This window comes from Streptomyces sp. NPDC034049, from assembly GCF_055575575.1.
Genome location: NZ_JBVISJ010000012.1, coordinates 12,663 through 29,084, shown reverse-complemented (window position 1 = coordinate 29,084; position 16,422 = coordinate 12,663). Strand labels below are relative to the sequence as shown.

Sequence of the window (16,422 nt, the reverse complement as noted above, 5' to 3'; positions counted from 1 at the left end):
TCGTTCGGCTCCTCCGGTCGCCGATCACTCCGGGCGCGGGAGCTCGTCGAGGTCGAGGGTGAAGGTGCGGCCGTCAGCCAAGGGGATGGGGAGCTTGCCCGTGCCGTACTTGTGAGTGTGTGCCGCGATGTAACCCATGGCGGTCGGCTGGGTGTGGAGGACGACTTCCTGGGCGTAAGGGTCCACGACCAGGTAGACCGGGATGCCGTAGCGGCCGTACTTGGCCGCGCAGTCGTCGTAGTCCTTGCGCGCGGAGGGGGTCGAGACGACCTCGGAGATCAGCAGGACGTCCTCGAAGCTGTACCGCATGCCTTCCTTGCGTGCGTCCTCGCGCAGGATCGCCAGGTCGGGGGCGGAGTTCTCGTCTGCGGGGAAGTCGATATAGACATCGGAGGTGACCTTCGCGTGACGGCCGAGGGCGTGAGCGGAGTCGATCTGCATCGACCGGATGGTGCTGGAGTGCTCCTCGCTCTGCGGGGTCATGATCACCTTTCCGTCGGCCCCGAACAGGACCGTGTACCCCTTGGGGAACTCGGTGTGCACGATCGCGTCGACGCTCATGGACGGCTCCTTCCCTCGTGCGGTCAGGATACGGCGGACGGGCTCTGTGCGGACATGCCGGCCACGCGCGACCTGCTCAGCCGGTAGCGGGGAGTTGGTCCCGGGTTCGGCAGTCCCGGCAGTGGCTGTGTCCCGCGGAGCGGAAGCCACGGTCGCAGCCGTCGCAGTTCCGCATTCTCAGGATCGCCGGGCGCTCCGGGGTCTCGGGGCCGCCGGTCTCCGGTGCGGTCAGTGGGGTCTCCTTGAGCCGGTAGGCGAGGATGCCGACCGGGCGGACGAGGAGGTCCGCCGGGAGACGTGCGGTGAGGTGGTCGGTGATCTGGGTGGGCAGCAGGCCGGCGCCGAGCCATCGGGTGACGGCCGGGGCGAGGCGGGCGGCTTCCCGCTCGGACAGGACGAGGCGGGGATCGACCCGGCGGAGCCCGGCGAGCAGGCCGATGGCTCGGGGGTCGGAGTGGGCGAGCGCAACCGGTACCTCGGCCACGGCCACGGCCTCGGCCTCCGATGCCGGTTCCGGTTCCGGCTCGGCTGTCGCCTCCGTCTTCCCCTCCGGCGGTGAGGGCGTCTCCGTCGTGTCCCGCCCGGCCCCGGTCGCGGGTACGGCAGCAGTGGTCTGCTGACGGGGGCGACGAGGTCCGGGCGGCCTGGGAGGTCCGTCCGGCGCCGGGCCCGGTTCGCCGCCGGGTACGTCGTAGAAGTACGTCCGGGTGCGGACCTGGCCGGTGGGCGTCCGTTCGCGGCGGCGTTCCAGGTATCCGGCCGCTTCCAGTTCCCTCAGCGCTCGCGAGACGAGGATCTCGCCCTCGTCGAAGTGGGCGCACAGGGCGGCGATGCTCACGCATGTGCCTGAGGGAAGTGAGGAGATGTATGCCGCGACGCCGACCGTGACCGCGCTGCCGCGCCGCTGGGCGAGGGCGTTGGAGATCACGGTGAAGTCGGCCGTGAGGCGGGTGCGGACGTGGATCACGCCGGAGGTCGGAGCAGCTCCGGCGTCGGCGCGCAGGGGCGCGTTAGACTGCGAATCAGCCATCGGGAAGGTGTTGTCTTCCTGGTTGGTCAGGCCCTCGTTCGGGATTGCCGTCCCGGCCGGGGGCCGATGTCTGTGTGCGGTTGTCGCGGCGAACGTAACCGCCCGCATCCCACGCCTGCAAGCCGGTCACCCGGACGGGTGACGCGCCCCTCGCGGCCGGGGAGGGTGGGTGGGCGGGTAGTTCTTTCCCCCGGTTCTTTCAGGAGGTCAGCGGCCCGCCGGACCCTCGTGGACAAGGGCCCGGTGAGCCCGGAGGACGGACGGCGGCCGGGGCCCGGTTCCCGCGCCACCCTGCGTCGCGGCGTCCTCGCGGTCCCGGACGACGAGAGCCCGGCCGGAGTGCGTCGCCGTGGTGGCGGGCGCTTCGGCCGGGCTCTTGTAGGTCTGTCCGCGGTCTGTCCGCGGTCTGTCCGCGAGGCGGTTCCGGCCGTCGTGGGCCAGGCCTCCCCTCACCGCCGGGGGCCGATGATCGCCGGCCGCCGGTGGCCGCGGAGAGGTGCGGGGCGGCTACTCGTCGCCCTGGTCGCCCTCGTCGCCCTTGGGCTTCTCGGCCTCGTCGACGTCCTCGGCCAAGCCGAGCTGCTCGACGAGCCACTTGTCGAACTCGATGGCCGCGCGCACCCAGCTCACCGTCGACGAGACGAAGTGCTCCAGGCTGACGCCGGTGCCGATCAGGAGCTGGGCCTCACCGATGAGACGGACCGTGCCGTCGTCATGGGTGTGGCTGTACACCTTGGGCCACAGGGTGCGGCGGTTCCAGTCGTCGATGCTCTCCAGCAGGGCCGGCTTCTCGTCGATCTGGTGCGGGCGGTCGTAGAACGTGCGCACCGAGAAGACCTGCTGGTCACCCTCGCCACGGAACATGAAGTACGTACGGAATTCCTCCCACGGCGCCGCGAGGTCACCCTCGTCGTCGACGACGTACTTCAGCTCCATCTGGTCCAGGAGCTGCTTCACGAGGTCCTGATCCGGGACCACGGGGCCGGGCGGCGGGCCGGGCTGCGGCTCGGGCTGGCCCCCGAAGTTCGGAATCGAGGACGGGTCGATGCTCACCGTGATTTTCCCTTCGTACGGATTCCGCCATCCTCCCCCATGCGGGGGCGGGAGTGGCAACCCCCGCCCCGCGTGGTTCGTCGCCCTTGGCCGGATCCGGGAGGGGATTCAGCTACGAGCGTGGCCGGGAACCTTTCGGGTACCCCCGGTCCATTGCTTTCTGCCCCGCATGAGGAGAATCGGCGGGTGTGGCGCGGTCAGCCTTCCTCCATACGCGCCACCAGCCGCCATACGCCCGTCGACGGGTTCCGCAGGTGTGCTTCACCGGTCGGATCGAGCTTCCGCGCCTGCTCCACCGCATGGGCGCGACCGTCGCGGTAGACCGCGAAGTCGACGCGTGTCTTGTCGTATCCCGGCACGTGTTTCTGGAGCAGCGGCAACAGCTTCTTGTACGTCGCCACGTGTGCCGTCTGCGATGCGAAGTGCAGCAGCAGCCACAATTCGAAGCACGGGTTGGAGACCGCCACCATGATGCCCGCCTTGCGCGCGGCCACGGCCGCCTCTGCGACGTCCACGAACTGATCCACGTCGAAGACGCACCACACCTCGTCGAAGCTGCCCTTGCTGAGGCCGCGCTGCTTCTTGGCGTAGTCGACGAGCTGGGTCGGTGAGCAGGCCTTGCCGCGGACGACGACGGAGACGGCGGGGTTGCGGAGGTGTTCCCTCAGCCCCTGGAGGTACTGCCGCTCGGTCTCCTTGCTGCCGCAGACGACGAGCATCGTCCGCGCGGACCTGCGGGTGGGGCCACGCCTGCGGCCCGACCCCTCACGCGGAAACGACCTTGCCATGAGCCCCCCAGTACGCCCTGACCACGTCCTCCAGCGCCGTGTCCGGCAGGACGGGCACCGCGCCGTAGCTGCCTGCCAGATACCGGCGCTCGAAGTTCTCGCCCTTGCGGGGCTTGAAGTCGCTGAGCGGATACAGCTCGGACGCGCCGCTCTCCGCGCTCTTCTCGACGAACCAGATCTGGTCCCGGCGCATGACCTCCTCGCCGAGCATGGTGCCGAGGAGTGTGGCGCTGTGCGTGGTGAAGATCAGTTGTGCGCCGCGGGGGTTGAGTTCCGGGTTCTGGAAGAGCTTCAGGAGCTTGGCGGTGAGGAGGGGATGCAGGCTGACGTCCACCTCGTCGATCCACAGAGGCTGGCCTTTGTAGACCGCCATCAACGCCCAGCTCATCAAGTTCAACCACGTCTTGGTGCCCGCCGACTCGTCCTTCGCCGGGAGCAGGAACTCCTCGTCCCCCACCTTGTGCACGAACTCCATCTTCTTGCCGAGGGCCGCCCTGATGTCGGTGGGCAGCTCCCCCCAGCCCTGATGGCGCTGGAAGATCTTGCTGCCCGGGTCCTCGTCGGTGCTCTCGCGGACCCCCTGCACCCCCAGGTCGGCCGCCGTGAGCACGTCGGCCCCCCGCGCGAGTCCCACACTCTCGAAGAACGTGAGAACCCTGGTGAGGAAGGCGCCCCCCTGAGTGATCGCGTGCCGCATGTCGTCCGAGATGACCGAGGCACCCTTGATGGCCTGCCAGACCCTGCTCAGCTCCACGTGCGCGTTCTGCGCGGCGGCGGAGAGGTACAGGCTGTTCGGTCGCATCACGCGCTCGGCGGCGACCCGCTCACCGGACAGCGTCGTCCCGAAGGTCACGTCCATCGCCCGGCGCTCGAAGAGGACGCGTTTGCGTCCCCGGGGATAGGAGTAGAGCCACTCCTCCTCGACGGCTCGGTCCGAGACCGCGAACCCGTACACGTAGCGGACCTGGTCCACCAGCACATCCACGGCGTACATGGAGGGTTCGCGCCTGCTGTCGTGGTCCAGGAGGAAGGGCCGCCGCTCGACGGGAGCATCGGGGAGCCACTGGGCCTGCGATTTTTCCACGGCGGCCAGAAAGAACCGGTAGGCGTCCAGCACCGTCGACTTCCCCGACGCGTTCGCCCCGTAGATCGCCGCCACCGTCAGCGCGGGCCGCTCGTCCTCGTAGACGGGTACGAGATTCAGCTCCTGCGGCTCGCGCAGTGAGCCGTGATTGGCCACCCGGAAACTGAGCAGCACGGCGGGTACACCTCACTTCCGCGCTTGTGAACAAGTGATTCGCGCGATAGGCCCTGTGTTTCCATGCTAGTCCCCCTTCGCGAACGGAGACAGGCCCGCCGCCCACGAGGGTGACGGGCCTGCTTCGGCGCGGGCGGCTACAGCGTCTTGCCCGGAGTCTCCGCCGGGACCGGCCCCACGATCAGGCCCTCTCCCTCCCCGAACGCGTCCACCCGGACCGTGTCGCCGTCCTTGACCTCGCCGGCGAGGATCTCCTTCGCGAGACGGTCGCCGATGGCGGTCTGGACGAGGCGGCGCAGGGGGCGGGCGCCGTAGGCCGGATCGTTGCCCTCGTCGGCGAGCCAGGTCAGGGCCTCGGGGGTGATCTCCAGGGTGAGGCGGCGTTCGGCGAGCCGCTTGGCGAGCCGGTCGATCTGGAGCTTGGCGATGCGCTCCAGCTCCGCTTTGTCCAGCGCGGAGAAGACGACCAGGTCGTCGAGGCGGTTGAGGAACTCCGGCTTGAAGGAGGCCCGCACCACGTCCATGACCTGCTGCTTCTTCACCACCTCGGTGGTGAGCGGGTCGACCAGGTACTGGCTGCCCAGGTTCGAGGTCAGGATCAGGATCGTGTTGCGGAAGTCGACTGTGCGGCCCTGTCCGTCGGTGAGGCGGCCGTCGTCCAGCACCTGGAGGAGGATGTCGAAGACCTCCGGGTGGGCCTTCTCCACCTCGTCGAGCAGGACCACGGAGTACGGGCGCCTGCGGACGGCCTCGGTCAGCTGGCCGCCCTCCTCGTAGCCGATGTAGCCGGGGGGCGCGCCGACCAGCCGGGCCACGCTGTGCTTCTCGCTGTACTCCGACATGTCGATGCGGATCATGGCCCGCTCGTCGTCGAAGAGGAAGTCGGCGAGGGCCTTGGCGAGTTCCGTCTTGCCGACGCCCGTGGGGCCCAGGAAGAGGAAGGAGCCGGTCGGGCGGTCCGGGTCGGCGATACCGGCCCGGCTGCGGCGTACGGCGTCGGACACCGCCCGTACGGCCTCGGTCTGGCCGATGAGACGGCGGCCCAGCTCGTCCTCCATGCGCAGCAGCTTCTGGGTCTCGCCCTCCAGCAGCCGGCCGGCCGGGATGCCGGTCCAGGAGGCGACGACGTCGGCGATGTCGTCGGAGCCGACCTCGTCCTTGACCATGGTGTTCTTGGAGGCGGCGGCCTCCTCCTCGGCCTCGGAGGCCTCCTCCAACGCCCGCTCCAGCGTGGGGATCTCGCCGTAGAGGAGCTTGGAGGCGGTGTCGAAGTCGCCGTCGCGCTGGGCGCGTTCGGCCTGGCCGCGCAACTCGTCCAGTTTCTCCTTCAGTTCACCGACGGCGTTGAGGGACTGCTTCTCCTTCTCCCAGCGGGCGGTGAGGCCGCGCAGCTCCTCCTCCTTGTCGGCGAGGTCACGGCGCAGCCGCTCCAGGCGATCGCGGGAGGCGGCGTCGGTCTCCTTGTCGAGGGCCATCTCCTCCATGCGCAGCCGGTCCACGGACCGCTGGAGCTCGTCGATCTCGACGGGCGAGGAGTCGATCTCCATCCGGAGCCGGGAGGCGGACTCGTCGACGAGGTCGATGGCCTTGTCGGGCAGGAAGCGGGAGGTGATGTAGCGGTCGGAGAGGGTGGCGGCGGCGACGAGCGCCGCGTCCGCGATGACCACCTTGTGGTGGGCCTCGTAGCGGCCCTTGAGTCCGCGCAGGATCGCGATGGTGTCCTCGACGGTCGGCTCGGCGACCAGCACCTGCTGGAAGCGGCGCTCCAGGGCGGGGTCCTTCTCGATCCGCTCCCGGTACTCGTCGAGGGTGGTGGCGCCGACCATGCGCAGCTCACCACGGGCCAGCATCGGCTTCAGCATGTTGCCGGCGTCCATGGCGGAGTCCCCGCCGGCGCCCGCGCCGACGACGGTGTGCAGCTCGTCGATGAAGGTGATGATCTGCCCGTCGGAGTCCTTGATCTCCGCGAGCACGGTCTTCAGCCGCTCCTCGAACTCGCCCCGGTACTTCGCTCCGGCGACCATGGCGCCCAGGTCGAGCGCGACCAGCCGCTTGTTCTTCAGCGACTCGGGCACGTCGCCCTTGACGATCCGCTGGGCGAGCCCCTCGACGACGGCGGTCTTGCCGACGCCCGGCTCACCGATGAGGACGGGGTTGTTCTTCGTACGGCGGCTGAGCACCTGCACGACCCGTCGGATCTCCTGGTCCCGGCCGATGACGGGATCGAGCTTGCCCTCCCGCGCGGCGGCGGTGAAGTCGGTCCCGAACTTCTCCAGGGCCTTGTACTGGCCCTCCGGATCGGCGGTGGTCACGCGGCGTCCTCCCCTTGCCTTCTGGAACGCCTCCTGCAACTTCCTGGCGTTCGCCCCCTGCCGGGAGAGTACGTCCCCGGCCTGGCCGCCCTTCTCCGCGATCCCGATCAGGAGGTGCTCGGTGGAGACGTACTCGTCGCCGAGTTCCTTCGCCTTGGCCTGGGCCTCGGCGACGACGCTCAGCAGCTCGCGGTTGGGCTGGGGCGGCGAGACGGTGGAGCCGGTCACGCTGGGCAGACCGGCGAGGATCTTCTCGGCGCCCGCGCGCACGGCCGCCTGATCGGCGTCGACGGCGGCGAGCAGGTCGGTGATGTTCTCGTTGTCCTGGCCCTGGAGCAGAGCCAGCAGCAGGTGGGCGGGGGTGAAGTCGGGGTGTCCCTCGGACACGGCCCGGTTGCTGGCCGCGTTGATCGCGTCCCGGCTCCTGTTGGTCAGCTCGGCGTCCACGTTCGCGTTTCCCTCCTTGCGTCAGCCGTCGGCCGCAGTGACTTGGGCAACGTGCATAAAGTTGAGTCTATTCCACTCAAGGTGGAGTCGGGAGCGATACCGCCGACGGACCGGGAGCCGAGACCGCTAGATTCCAGGACCGTGAGTACCTACCGAGTGGATCCGGGTGCCCCGGACGCCGCGTACCTCGCCTTCTGGCGGGAGCGCCATATCTGCACCCTGACCACCCTCCGCGCCGACGGCAGCCCCCATGTGGTGCCGGTCGGAGTGACATACGAACCCGAGGCACGTCTCGCTCGGGTGATCACCAGTTCGACGAGTGCGAAGGCGCGGCACGTACGCCTGGCCGGGGAGGAGGGCGCCCGGGTCGCCGTCTGCCAGATGGAGGGCAAGCGTTGGGCGACGCTGGAGGGGCGCGCGTTCGTCCGTACGGACCGGGAGCGGATCACGGACGCCGAGCGGCGCTACGCCGAGCGGTACGGCAGGGAGCCCCGGCCGAACCCGCAGCGCGTGGTGATCGAGATCGAACTGACCGGAGCGCTGGGGCGGGGCTGACGCGGGGGTGCGGCCGGGGCCTGGACCTGGACCTGGACGCGGATGGTGACCGCCCGCTTCCGGTTGACCTTTTTTCGGACAGATGGGCGGGCGGGTGGGGTGGTTCCGATACCTGGGTACATCCCGAAATGTCGCCGTAAACCTGCAGCGGCGTCACCGTGTTCAGGTCACGGTGACGCCGCTGCTGGGGGGAAGCGCCTGAGCGATTTGAAACGACGGGGGAATCGCTTCAGGCACTGCGGGGGGTGGCTGAGACGGCCGTGGAGGCCTGGGTCTCCGGCTCGGCGAGCCGGTGGTCGCGCTGGTCGAGATTGACGAAGACCATCCCGTACCGAACGGCACACCGTACTGGCTGCGGCGCGCCGCGCGGTCGCCGCAGACACCGGTACGCCCGGATGTCCTCGTCCTCGTCCCGGGTCACCACCACCGGTTCGCCGAACACGGTCACCATCAACGAGTCACCGCTGTGGGGGATGGCGGTGGCCAGGTCGATGAAGTGCCAGCCGGAGCGATAGGCGGTGGCCATCTCGCGCCGGAAGGAACGGTCGTCGGGAGGAGTCGTCACATCAGCTCCCTGCTCCGTCGTCAGCCGGGGGCACCGGCCAACTCGTGTCCGCGGCCCGCGCCAGTGTCGTCGACTCCACCACCGCTGGCCAACTGGTGTCCGCGCGATAGTCACCCTTCGTATCGGAGAGACCGCTCAACGCTCCGAAAACGACAACGGTGGAGAAGGCGGCGACAAGCACCGAGCGAAGCATTCTCTTGCGCATAGTCGGCTTCGTCCTCACTTGAAGGTCCCTCTTCCCCCGTCGAGTACGACGATGGCTCATTCGGGCACGTCATGGCCACATAATCGATGCATCATGTTCCTGCATGTTCAGGACCCTGGGGGGTGGAGATTTGGTGGAAAATCGGGTTGAAGCGATACATCCCCACACGGTGGCTGATCTGTGCGACGAGGGAGCACGTCTCTACGCACACGCACTGCGGACGGGACGCATCGCACGCGAGGAGGCGGAGTCCGCCCCCTGCCTCATGGAGTTCCCCCTGCTCCATCCCGACCCTGATGACGCGAACTGGCTTCGTCCCGTTCCCCCTTCGGTCGCACTGGCCCAGCGACTCAACCCGATAGAGCGCGAGATCGCCGAACAGCGGCGCCGGTCGATCGAGCTCAGCGACGCCTTCGAACCCTTCATGGCGCTCAGCGCCCAGGTGTCGGCCCCGACGCACGCGATCAGAGTGCTGGAAGGCGGCGAGCAGATCCAGACGGCTCTGAACCTGGCCACCGCCGAGTGCCAGATCGAGGTGCTGACGGTCCAGCCGAGCAACCGCATATCGGAGCGCAACCTGCTCCAGGGGCTGGAACGTGACAGACCGTTGATCGAACGTGGTGTGCGGATCCGCACCCTGTATCAACACACGGCCCGGCACAACCCGGAGAAGCTGGCCTACGTGGCGCGGCTGTCCGACGGCAAGGTGGAATACCGCACCATCGACGAGTTGGTCGAGCGCCTCATCATCTGCGACGACACCGTGGCCTTCATCCCCACCCGCGACGACCAGCAGGTCGCCCTGGAACTCAGACATCCGGGCCTCGTGCGCTACCTGGTCAAGGTCTTCGAGTTCATGTGGGGCCGCGCCGTCCCCCTGACCGCCGGCGCCCCCTACGAGACGGCCCCAGACGGCATCACCGACATCCAGCACTCCATCGCCAAGCTCCTCGTCGAAGGCCACGTGGACGAGGCCATAGCCCGCCGCCTGGGCATGAACGTCCGCACCTGCCGCGCCCACATAGCCAAACTGGCGACGGCGTTGGGCAGCGGCAGCAGGGCCCAACTCGGCTATCTGATCGCGCAGTCGGGGATCCTGGAGCAGGGGCAGAGCCACTGACGGGCGAGGGAGGCGAGTACAGGTGACCAGCGAGGTCCACGGGCATCGGGTCGACGAACTGTGCGCAGCCGGCCTTGAGTTGTACGCGCGAGCGCTGCGGGACGGGCGGGTGCGAGGCGAGGAAGCGACAGCAGCGCCCTGTCTGGTCCGGGCCGGACTGCTGCACCCGGCGACAGAGGACCCGTCCTGGCTGGAGCCGGCGGCCCCGGCGAGGGCCCTGCACAGACTGGTGCGCGACATCGAGGACAGGGTTGCCGAGGAACGGCGCCGTGAGGAGCGGTTGGCGGCAGCCTTCGAGCCGCTGCTGCGGATCGCGGAGCGCCAGACCGCCCCGGCGGGTGGCAGCCCCCCTGCGATCACCGTGCTCAGCAGCAAGGAACGGATCAACACCGCCATCACCGAGGCCATGGCAGGAGCCTCGCAGGAACTCCTCTGCATCCAGCCGCACACCAACTACCACGGGCAACACGCCCCGCACGTCGTCGCCTTCGAGCGTGACCAGTCCCTGCTGGACCGGGGTGCCCGTATCCGCACCCTCTACCCGCACACGCTCCGCCACGCCCCCATGGCCATGGCCCGCTACGAACAATTACGGGGCGACGTCGAGGCCCGCACGCTCGACGAGGTCACCGACCGCCTCATTCTCATCGATCGCTCGGTGGCCTTCATCCCCGCCAGCAGCGACCTGACCATGGCCCTGGAGATCCGGCATCCCGCCCTGATCTCCTTCCTCGCCACCACCTTCGACCGCCTCTGGCACCTGGCCACACCCATGTACCCCGAGACCGTCCAGCTGCCCGTGATCGACGGCATCACCCCGCGCCAACGCGCCATCGCCCGCCTCTTGGTGCAGGGCCACACCGACACGTCCATCGCCGACCGGCTCGGCCTCAACGTCCGCACCGCCCGCCTCCACATCGCCAAGCTCGCCGCCCAGCTCGGCAGTGAGAGCCGGGCTCAGCTCGGCTATCTCATCGGACGGTCGGGGATCCTGGAGCAGGAGCCGTAGGGGCAGTTGGGGCTGTGGAGGCCGTAGGAGTCGCGGGAGCCGGGGTCGGCAGGGCGGCGGGGAGATCGGCCGGGGAGGAACGGGGCGGGCCGTCCAGGCCCGCCTCCGCGATGCGGACGCCCAGTTGCGTGCGGCTGGCCGCGCCGAGGCGTTCGGAGAGGCGGGCGATGTGGGCCCGGCAGGTGCGCACGCTGATGCCGAGCCGCTCCGCGACCACCGCGTCCTGGTGACCCTCCGCCAGCAGCGCCGCGATGGACCGTTCCCGGTGGGTGATGCCCGCGACGCCGGTCGAGGGGAGGGACTCGGCCAGCGGGACGCCGAGGCGCCAGAGGCGTTCGAAGACGGTGACCAGGTACTCCACCAGCGCGGGGTGGCGGATCTCCAGGGCCATGGTGCGGTCGGAGTTCGCGGGGATGAAGGCGACCGTGCGGTCGAAGACGATGAGGCGTTCCACCACCTCGTCCAGGGTGCGGGCCTCCGCCGACTCCCCCATCAGCTCCATGTAGTTGTGCAGGCCCTGCCCGTGCCGGGCCACATGCGTGTACAGGTCCCGCATCCGCACACCCCGTCGGCACATCGCCAGCGCCCGGTGCAGCCCCTCGCGCAGCTCGTCCTCGCGCCGGATGCCGCCGGGCTGCACGGTCAGCACCTCGGTCGTACAGCGCTCGGTGGCCTCGTCGATCGCAGCCCGGATCCGGGACAGCCCGTCAAGCACCCGGATCGCCGTGCTCTCCGCCGCCTGCCGGGCCCGCGAGCCGCCGAGGCCCGCGTACCACTCGACGGCGTCCACCGCCGCGCCCATCCTGGCCTGGCTGGCGCTGACCTCGGCGTGGACACTGCGCAGCAGCCGGGTCATGACCTCCTGCGGCGAGGTGGGCACCAGCCAGCCCATGTCGTCGGGGTCGGGGTGCAGCAGGGCGAGTTCGAGCAGACAGGGCACGGCGTCGGCGTCCGCGCGCGGGACACGGCCCCGTCGTACGGCTCGGGAGTACACGCGGTCCCCGGCGGCGCAGAGCCGGTCGGCACCGTGCGGATGCTCCTCGGTCGCGTGCCCGGCCATCGCCCACTTCACCCCCGGTTCCAGCCCCCTCGCAGCGCCACTATGCGCGGCCCGCACCGGCTCCGCAACACGACTGCGCCATGGTTATGCCCCCATAGGAGGGGTTGTGTTTGCGTTTCTCCACCCCTCAGGCAGTGCGCTCTGCAACAAGGTCAACGACCCGGGACTAGAGCCCGGGCCTGCACACCGGGCGCCACTGGCTGTGGTGCTGCGCTTGCGTCCTGTCCCGCTCCCGGATGTCGGGGGTGGGTCTGGGGCGGTGGACTGCGCCCCGCGTCGCCACAACTCTTCCGCGCGAGCACGGATGTTGCGGGAGCCTCCCCCACTCTCGGCTTCGCTCGAGCGGGAGGTGCCCCCATCGATCCGCGTGATCAACGAATCCGCAGGACCGGCACGCGAACCAGGCCTGGGAGACCCGGTTCGCTCTGTCGATGTGGCCGCACTCGGCGCAGGTGCGGGAGGTGTACGCCGGATCGACGTACACCACCGGCACCCCGGCCTTCTTGGCCTTGTACGCGATGAACGCCCCCAGCTGAGCAAAGGACCAGCTGGAGTGGGTGGCCCGTTGGGGCTTGCGAAGCCGTACCCGCTCACGAATACCGCCCAAGTCCTCCAGGGCGATTCCGCGACCGGTGCGTTCTGCCTCGGCCACCACATGCTTCGCGATCTTGTGGTTGATGTCCCTGGCCCGCCGGGCCTCCTTGCGCCGCCGCTTCTTCAGCCGGCGTTCGGCGGACGGGGTGTTCTTCTTCTGCAGCTTGGTCCGCAGGGTGCGTTCGCGCAGCCGTCCCGGTTGAGTTCGCGCCCGGCCACGATCTGACCGTCCGAGGTGGTGGCGATGTTCACGATCCCCAGGTCGATACCGAGAAAGCCGTCCGGATCCGCGTTCGGTTCGGCTTCGGGGATCTCGCAGGTCGCGTTCAAAAACCACATGCCGTCCCGGTACAGCAGGTCGGACTCGCCCTTGCGATACAGGGCCAGACGGGCCAGCTGCTCCGGGGAGGCGATGAACGCCACCCCCTTCACCCGTCCGGACAGGGTCCAGAGGGAGACGGTCCGGTCGGTGATCTGCCAGGACAGCATCCGGTCGTCATAGGGCTGCGCACCCTCGGGCCGGAACGTGATCGGTTTCTCGGTGGCCCGCCGGTACCGCTCGGACCACGGCTTGCCCAGGTTCCCGGCCTTCGCATTCGCCGCCAGCGTGCGGTAGGCGTCGCAGGTCTTCTTGATGACGTGCTGGGCAGCCTGCGCCCCCAGGCCCCACCGCTGCTTGATCTCGCGGTAGGTGTGCTCGCGCAGCGCGAAGTTCCGCTTCACATCCTGGGCGAAGGCCACCCCGGACACCCAGGACGCCGCCTCGTTGCAGGCGTGCAGGGTCGCCTCAAGCGCCGCCGCCTGTACGGGCGTCGGCAACAGCTTGACCTGCACCACCAGCTTCATGACACCCGAACCTACACAGCCACCCGCACACACAGACCACTTCCGCACACCTGTCCCACCATCCAGCGACCCACCAGCCATACGTTCGGCATTGCCCCGGCTTCGCCGCAGCCCTGCGGGCGCTCCGCACCTGAACTCCCGGACACTGCGATCCTCCGCGTCGCCACCACACGCTGCGATTCCTCCCAGGCGTAAACGCTGGGGTTCCTCGCGTGAATCTCGCTGAAGTCAACGACGGAAGCGCCCCGCGCACGCCTCGGTCCGGCACGCCCGCGTTGCGCCGGGTCCGTTGCGCCCGCGTTGCGCCGGGTCCGTTGCGCCCTCGCTGCGTCGGGCCTGTTGCGCCCCCGCACGCCCGCGCGAACGGCAGGTCGTCGGACGGAGATCCCGGTGACTGTTCCCCGCGCGCGGCCGCACCCCGTCTCCCCCACCCAGCCGTACTTCAAACCCTCCGTTTCCGCAGGTCGTGGCCATCCCCGCAAGATGGCGGAAACGCACCGGTGATCAGGGCGTTACGGAGCGCGCTTACCGTCGGGCCATGGCGGACATATTTGACGCGTACGCGTTGGCCGACGCGTGGGACGAGATGTTCGAGCGGCCGGGTGAGGTCAGGGCCGCCTATGAGCCGGTGCTCGCGGCGCTCCAGCCGATCGAGCCGGCCGAACTGCGGTTCAGGGCGGACCAGATGGCCCGCGCGTTCACGGACCGGGGCGTGACCTACGCCTTCGCGGGGGAGGAGAGACCCTGGCCGCTGGACCTGGTGCCACGCATCCTGGACGCCCTGGAGTGGGACCTGATCCAGCGCGGAGTGGCCCAGCGCGTCCGTGCGCTGGAGGCGTACCTCGCCGACGCGTACGGGCCCTGCCGGGCCTTCGAGGACGGGGTGGTGCCCTGGCGGCTGCTTCTCAACTCCGCCCATTTCCACCGGGCCGCGCACGGGGTGGAGCCCCCGGGAGGGGTCCGTATCCATGTCGCCGGCATCGACCTCGTACGGGACGAGGCGGGTGACTTCCGGGTGCTGGAGGACAACGTCCGGGTGCCGTCGGGGGTGTCGTACGTCATCGAGAACCGGCGCGCGATGACCCGGGTGTTCCCGTCCCTCTTCGCCGAGCAGCACGTGGTGCCGGTGGACGGGTACGCGCAGCGGCTGCTCGCCGCGCTGCGGGCCGCCGCGCCCGGCGGGATCGGCGATCCGCGCGTCGTCGTCCTCACCCCCGGCCCCAGCAACGCCGCCTACTTCGAACACGCCCTGCTGGCCCGGCTGATGGGCGTGCAGCTGGTGGAGGGACACGACCTCGTCTGCCGGGCCAACCGGGTGTGGATGCGGACGACGCGCGGGGAGATGCCGGTCCATGTCGTATACCGGCGGCTCGACGACGACTTCCTCGATCCCCTCCACTTCCGGCCCGACTCGGTGATCGGCTGCCCCGGCATCATGAGCGCCGCGATGGCGGGCAACGTGACGCTGGCGAACGCGGTCGGCAACGGCATCGCGGACGACAAGCTCCTCTACACCTACGTCCCCGACCTCATCCGCTACTACCTCTCCGAGGAACCGATTCTGCCGAACGTGGAGTCCTTCCGGCCGGACGAGCCCGGACAGCTGGAGGCGGTCCTCGACCAGCTCGACCAGCTGGTGATCAAGCCGGTCGACGGGGCCGGCGGGCAGGGCATCGTCATCGGGCCGAAGGCGGACCGGGAGACGCTGGAGCGCACCCGGCAGGCCGTGGCGGCCGACCCGCGCGGCTGGATCGCGCAGCGGCCGGTCGCCCTGTCCACCTCTCCCACCCTCGCCGGTGAGCGGATGGCCCCGCGTCACATCGACCTGCGGCCCTTCGCCGTGAACGACGGCAGCGATGTCTGGGTCCTGCCCGGCGGGCTGACCCGCGTCGCCCTCCAGGAGGGCAACCTCATCGTCAACTCCAGCCAGGGCGGCGGCTCCAAGGACACCTGGGTGCTCGCCGAGGGCCCCGCCGAGCAGCGCCCCGAGGAGCCCGGCGGCCCGCTGCCGCAGAAGGCGCCGCGCCAGCTCGGCCCCGACGGCACGCGCGCGGTCGTCCAGGAAGGAGCGCAGCAGCAGTGAACGACGTGATCCTCTCCCGGATAGCCGAGGCCCTGACCTGGACGGGACGGTACGTGGAACGGGCCGACGCGACCGGCCGTATCCTCGACGCCTACCTCCACCGCCTCCTGGAGGACCCCTGGCGCGACGAGGACGCGGCCTGCCGCTCGCTCTACGCGATCCTCGGCGTCGACGCGCCCGACCGGCACTGCGACATGCAGCAGGTGCTGGACCGGCTGGCCTTCGACGCCCGCTCGACGGGGTCGATCGAGGGCGCGCTCGGGGCGGCCCGGCTGAACGCCCGCAGCGCCCGCGAGGCGGTGTCGTCGGAGATGTGGGAGTGCCTGAACTCCACCTGGCACGCGCTCGCCGACCAGCGCACGGCCGCGCGCCGCACGGGCGGCCCGTACGCGTACCTGGAGCTGGTACGGCGTCGCGCGGCGCTCTTCTTCGGGCTCGCGGACTCCACGATGAGCCGGGACGACAGCTGGCGTTTCGTGGTGCTGGGCCGCAGCCTGGAGCGGGTGGACATGACGGTGCGGCTGCTGTCGGTACGGGTGCTGGACGCGGCGCACGCGCCGGACTGGCCGACGCTGCTGAGCGCGAGCGGCGCCGACGAGGCGTACGCGCGGGTGCACGGCGGCTTCGGCGACAGCCCCAAGGTGGCGGAGTTCCTGCTCCTGGACCGCGACTTCCCGCGCTCGGCGCTGCACGCCCTCACCACGGCGGAGGAGTGCCTGGCGGCGCTCGGCCGCCCCCGCCAGGACCCGGCCCGGCGTCCGATCGGCGCCCTGCGCACCCACCTCGAATACCTCGACTCCGAGGCGCTGGAGGCCGGGCTGCCGGCGCTGCTGCGCGACCTCCAGCAGGCGTGCATGGCCTCGGCGGAGGCGGTCGCCGAGAAGTTCTTCCCGTACCAGGGGCCCGTCGAATGGGCCCAGGAAGGCGCGTGAGCAC

At 69.9% G+C, this 16,422-nt stretch carries 13 protein-coding genes and 1 pseudogene; 5 read left to right on the top strand and 9 right to left on the bottom strand.

The genetic code is table 11. The annotated features are described in order from the left end of the window. Positions 1-24: 24 nt before the first annotated feature. The 6 genes from ACZ52C_RS29675 to clpB form a co-directional block, all read right to left on the bottom strand. Entirely contained in the window at positions 25-561 is a 537-nt protein-coding gene (locus tag ACZ52C_RS29675; protein ID WP_469077631.1) for a Uma2 family endonuclease, read from the bottom strand. A 76-nt stretch (positions 562-637) separates the two neighbouring features. Further along, complete coding sequence (locus ACZ52C_RS29670; RefSeq protein ID WP_469077630.1) at positions 638-1,591, bottom strand: hypothetical protein; 954 nt, start codon at positions 1,589-1,591, stop codon at positions 638-640. Between the two features lie 507 nt (positions 1,592-2,098). Then, positions 2,099-2,644 carry a YbjN domain-containing protein gene (locus ACZ52C_RS29665; protein WP_469077629.1) on the bottom strand — a complete coding sequence of 182 codons (546 nt, stop codon included), beginning with the start codon at positions 2,642-2,644 and terminating at the stop codon, positions 2,099-2,101. A gap of 197 nt (positions 2,645-2,841) precedes the next feature. Next, entirely contained in the window at positions 2,842-3,432 is a 591-nt protein-coding gene (locus tag ACZ52C_RS29660; RefSeq protein WP_469077628.1) for an RloB family protein, read from the bottom strand. Continuing rightward, positions 3,410-4,690: an AAA family ATPase gene (locus tag ACZ52C_RS29655; protein WP_469077627.1), complete on the bottom strand. Its 1,281-nt coding sequence runs from the start codon at positions 4,688-4,690 to the stop codon at positions 3,410-3,412. The genes ACZ52C_RS29660 and ACZ52C_RS29655 overlap by 23 nt, the downstream gene beginning before the upstream one ends. A gap of 137 nt (positions 4,691-4,827) precedes the next feature. Then, the gene (clpB, locus tag ACZ52C_RS29650) at positions 4,828-7,449 is read right to left on the bottom strand and encodes an ATP-dependent chaperone ClpB (RefSeq protein WP_469077626.1); all 2,622 of its coding nucleotides are present in this window, start codon (positions 7,447-7,449) and stop codon (positions 4,828-4,830) included. Between the two features lie 141 nt (positions 7,450-7,590). On the opposite strand from clpB, the gene ACZ52C_RS29645 reads away from it, so the two are divergent. Continuing rightward, positions 7,591-8,004, top strand: a complete 414-nt coding sequence (locus ACZ52C_RS29645; RefSeq protein WP_469077625.1) for a pyridoxamine 5'-phosphate oxidase family protein — start codon at positions 7,591-7,593, stop codon at positions 8,002-8,004. 229 nt (positions 8,005-8,233) lie between these two features. Here the strand turns inward: ACZ52C_RS29645 and ACZ52C_RS29640 are convergent, their stop codons facing one another. Further along, the gene (locus ACZ52C_RS29640; protein ID WP_033524521.1) at positions 8,234-8,569 is read right to left on the bottom strand and encodes a Rieske (2Fe-2S) protein; all 336 of its coding nucleotides are present in this window, start codon (positions 8,567-8,569) and stop codon (positions 8,234-8,236) included. Positions 8,570-8,877: 308 nt separating this feature from the next. Here ACZ52C_RS29640 and ACZ52C_RS29635 point away from each other — a divergent pair, with 308 nt between their 5' ends. After that, positions 8,878-9,894: a helix-turn-helix transcriptional regulator gene (locus ACZ52C_RS29635; RefSeq protein WP_469077624.1), complete on the top strand. Its 1,017-nt coding sequence runs from the start codon at positions 8,878-8,880 to the stop codon at positions 9,892-9,894. Positions 9,895-9,916: 22 nt separating this feature from the next. Beyond that, a complete protein-coding gene (locus tag ACZ52C_RS29630) occupies positions 9,917-10,903 on the top strand; it encodes a helix-turn-helix transcriptional regulator (RefSeq protein WP_469077623.1) in 987 nt (328 codons plus the stop codon). Here ACZ52C_RS29630 and ACZ52C_RS29625 read toward each other — a convergent pair. Both ACZ52C_RS29625 and ACZ52C_RS29620 read right to left on the bottom strand, forming a co-directional pair. Further along, complete coding sequence (locus tag ACZ52C_RS29625; protein WP_469077622.1) at positions 10,866-11,963, bottom strand: helix-turn-helix transcriptional regulator; 1,098 nt, start codon at positions 11,961-11,963, stop codon at positions 10,866-10,868. The two genes, ACZ52C_RS29630 and ACZ52C_RS29625, sit on opposite strands and share 38 nt — an antisense overlap. 84 nt (positions 11,964-12,047) lie before the next feature. Continuing rightward, positions 12,048-13,403, bottom strand: a pseudogene (locus ACZ52C_RS29620) (RNA-guided endonuclease InsQ/TnpB family protein). 538 nt (positions 13,404-13,941) lie between these two features. Here ACZ52C_RS29620 and ACZ52C_RS29615 point away from each other — a divergent pair. Together ACZ52C_RS29615 and ACZ52C_RS29610 are read left to right on the top strand one after the other, a co-directional pair. Next, positions 13,942-15,486 (top strand): circularly permuted type 2 ATP-grasp protein, encoded by a 1,545-nt coding sequence (locus ACZ52C_RS29615; RefSeq protein WP_469077621.1) that lies wholly within the window; start codon positions 13,942-13,944, stop codon positions 15,484-15,486. Beyond that, on the top strand, positions 15,483-16,418 hold the full coding sequence (locus tag ACZ52C_RS29610) for an alpha-E domain-containing protein (RefSeq protein ID WP_469077620.1): 936 nt from the start codon (positions 15,483-15,485) through the stop codon (positions 16,416-16,418). Before ACZ52C_RS29615 ends, ACZ52C_RS29610 begins: the two co-directional genes overlap by 4 nt. The last annotated feature ends 4 nt before the right edge of the window (positions 16,419-16,422 follow it).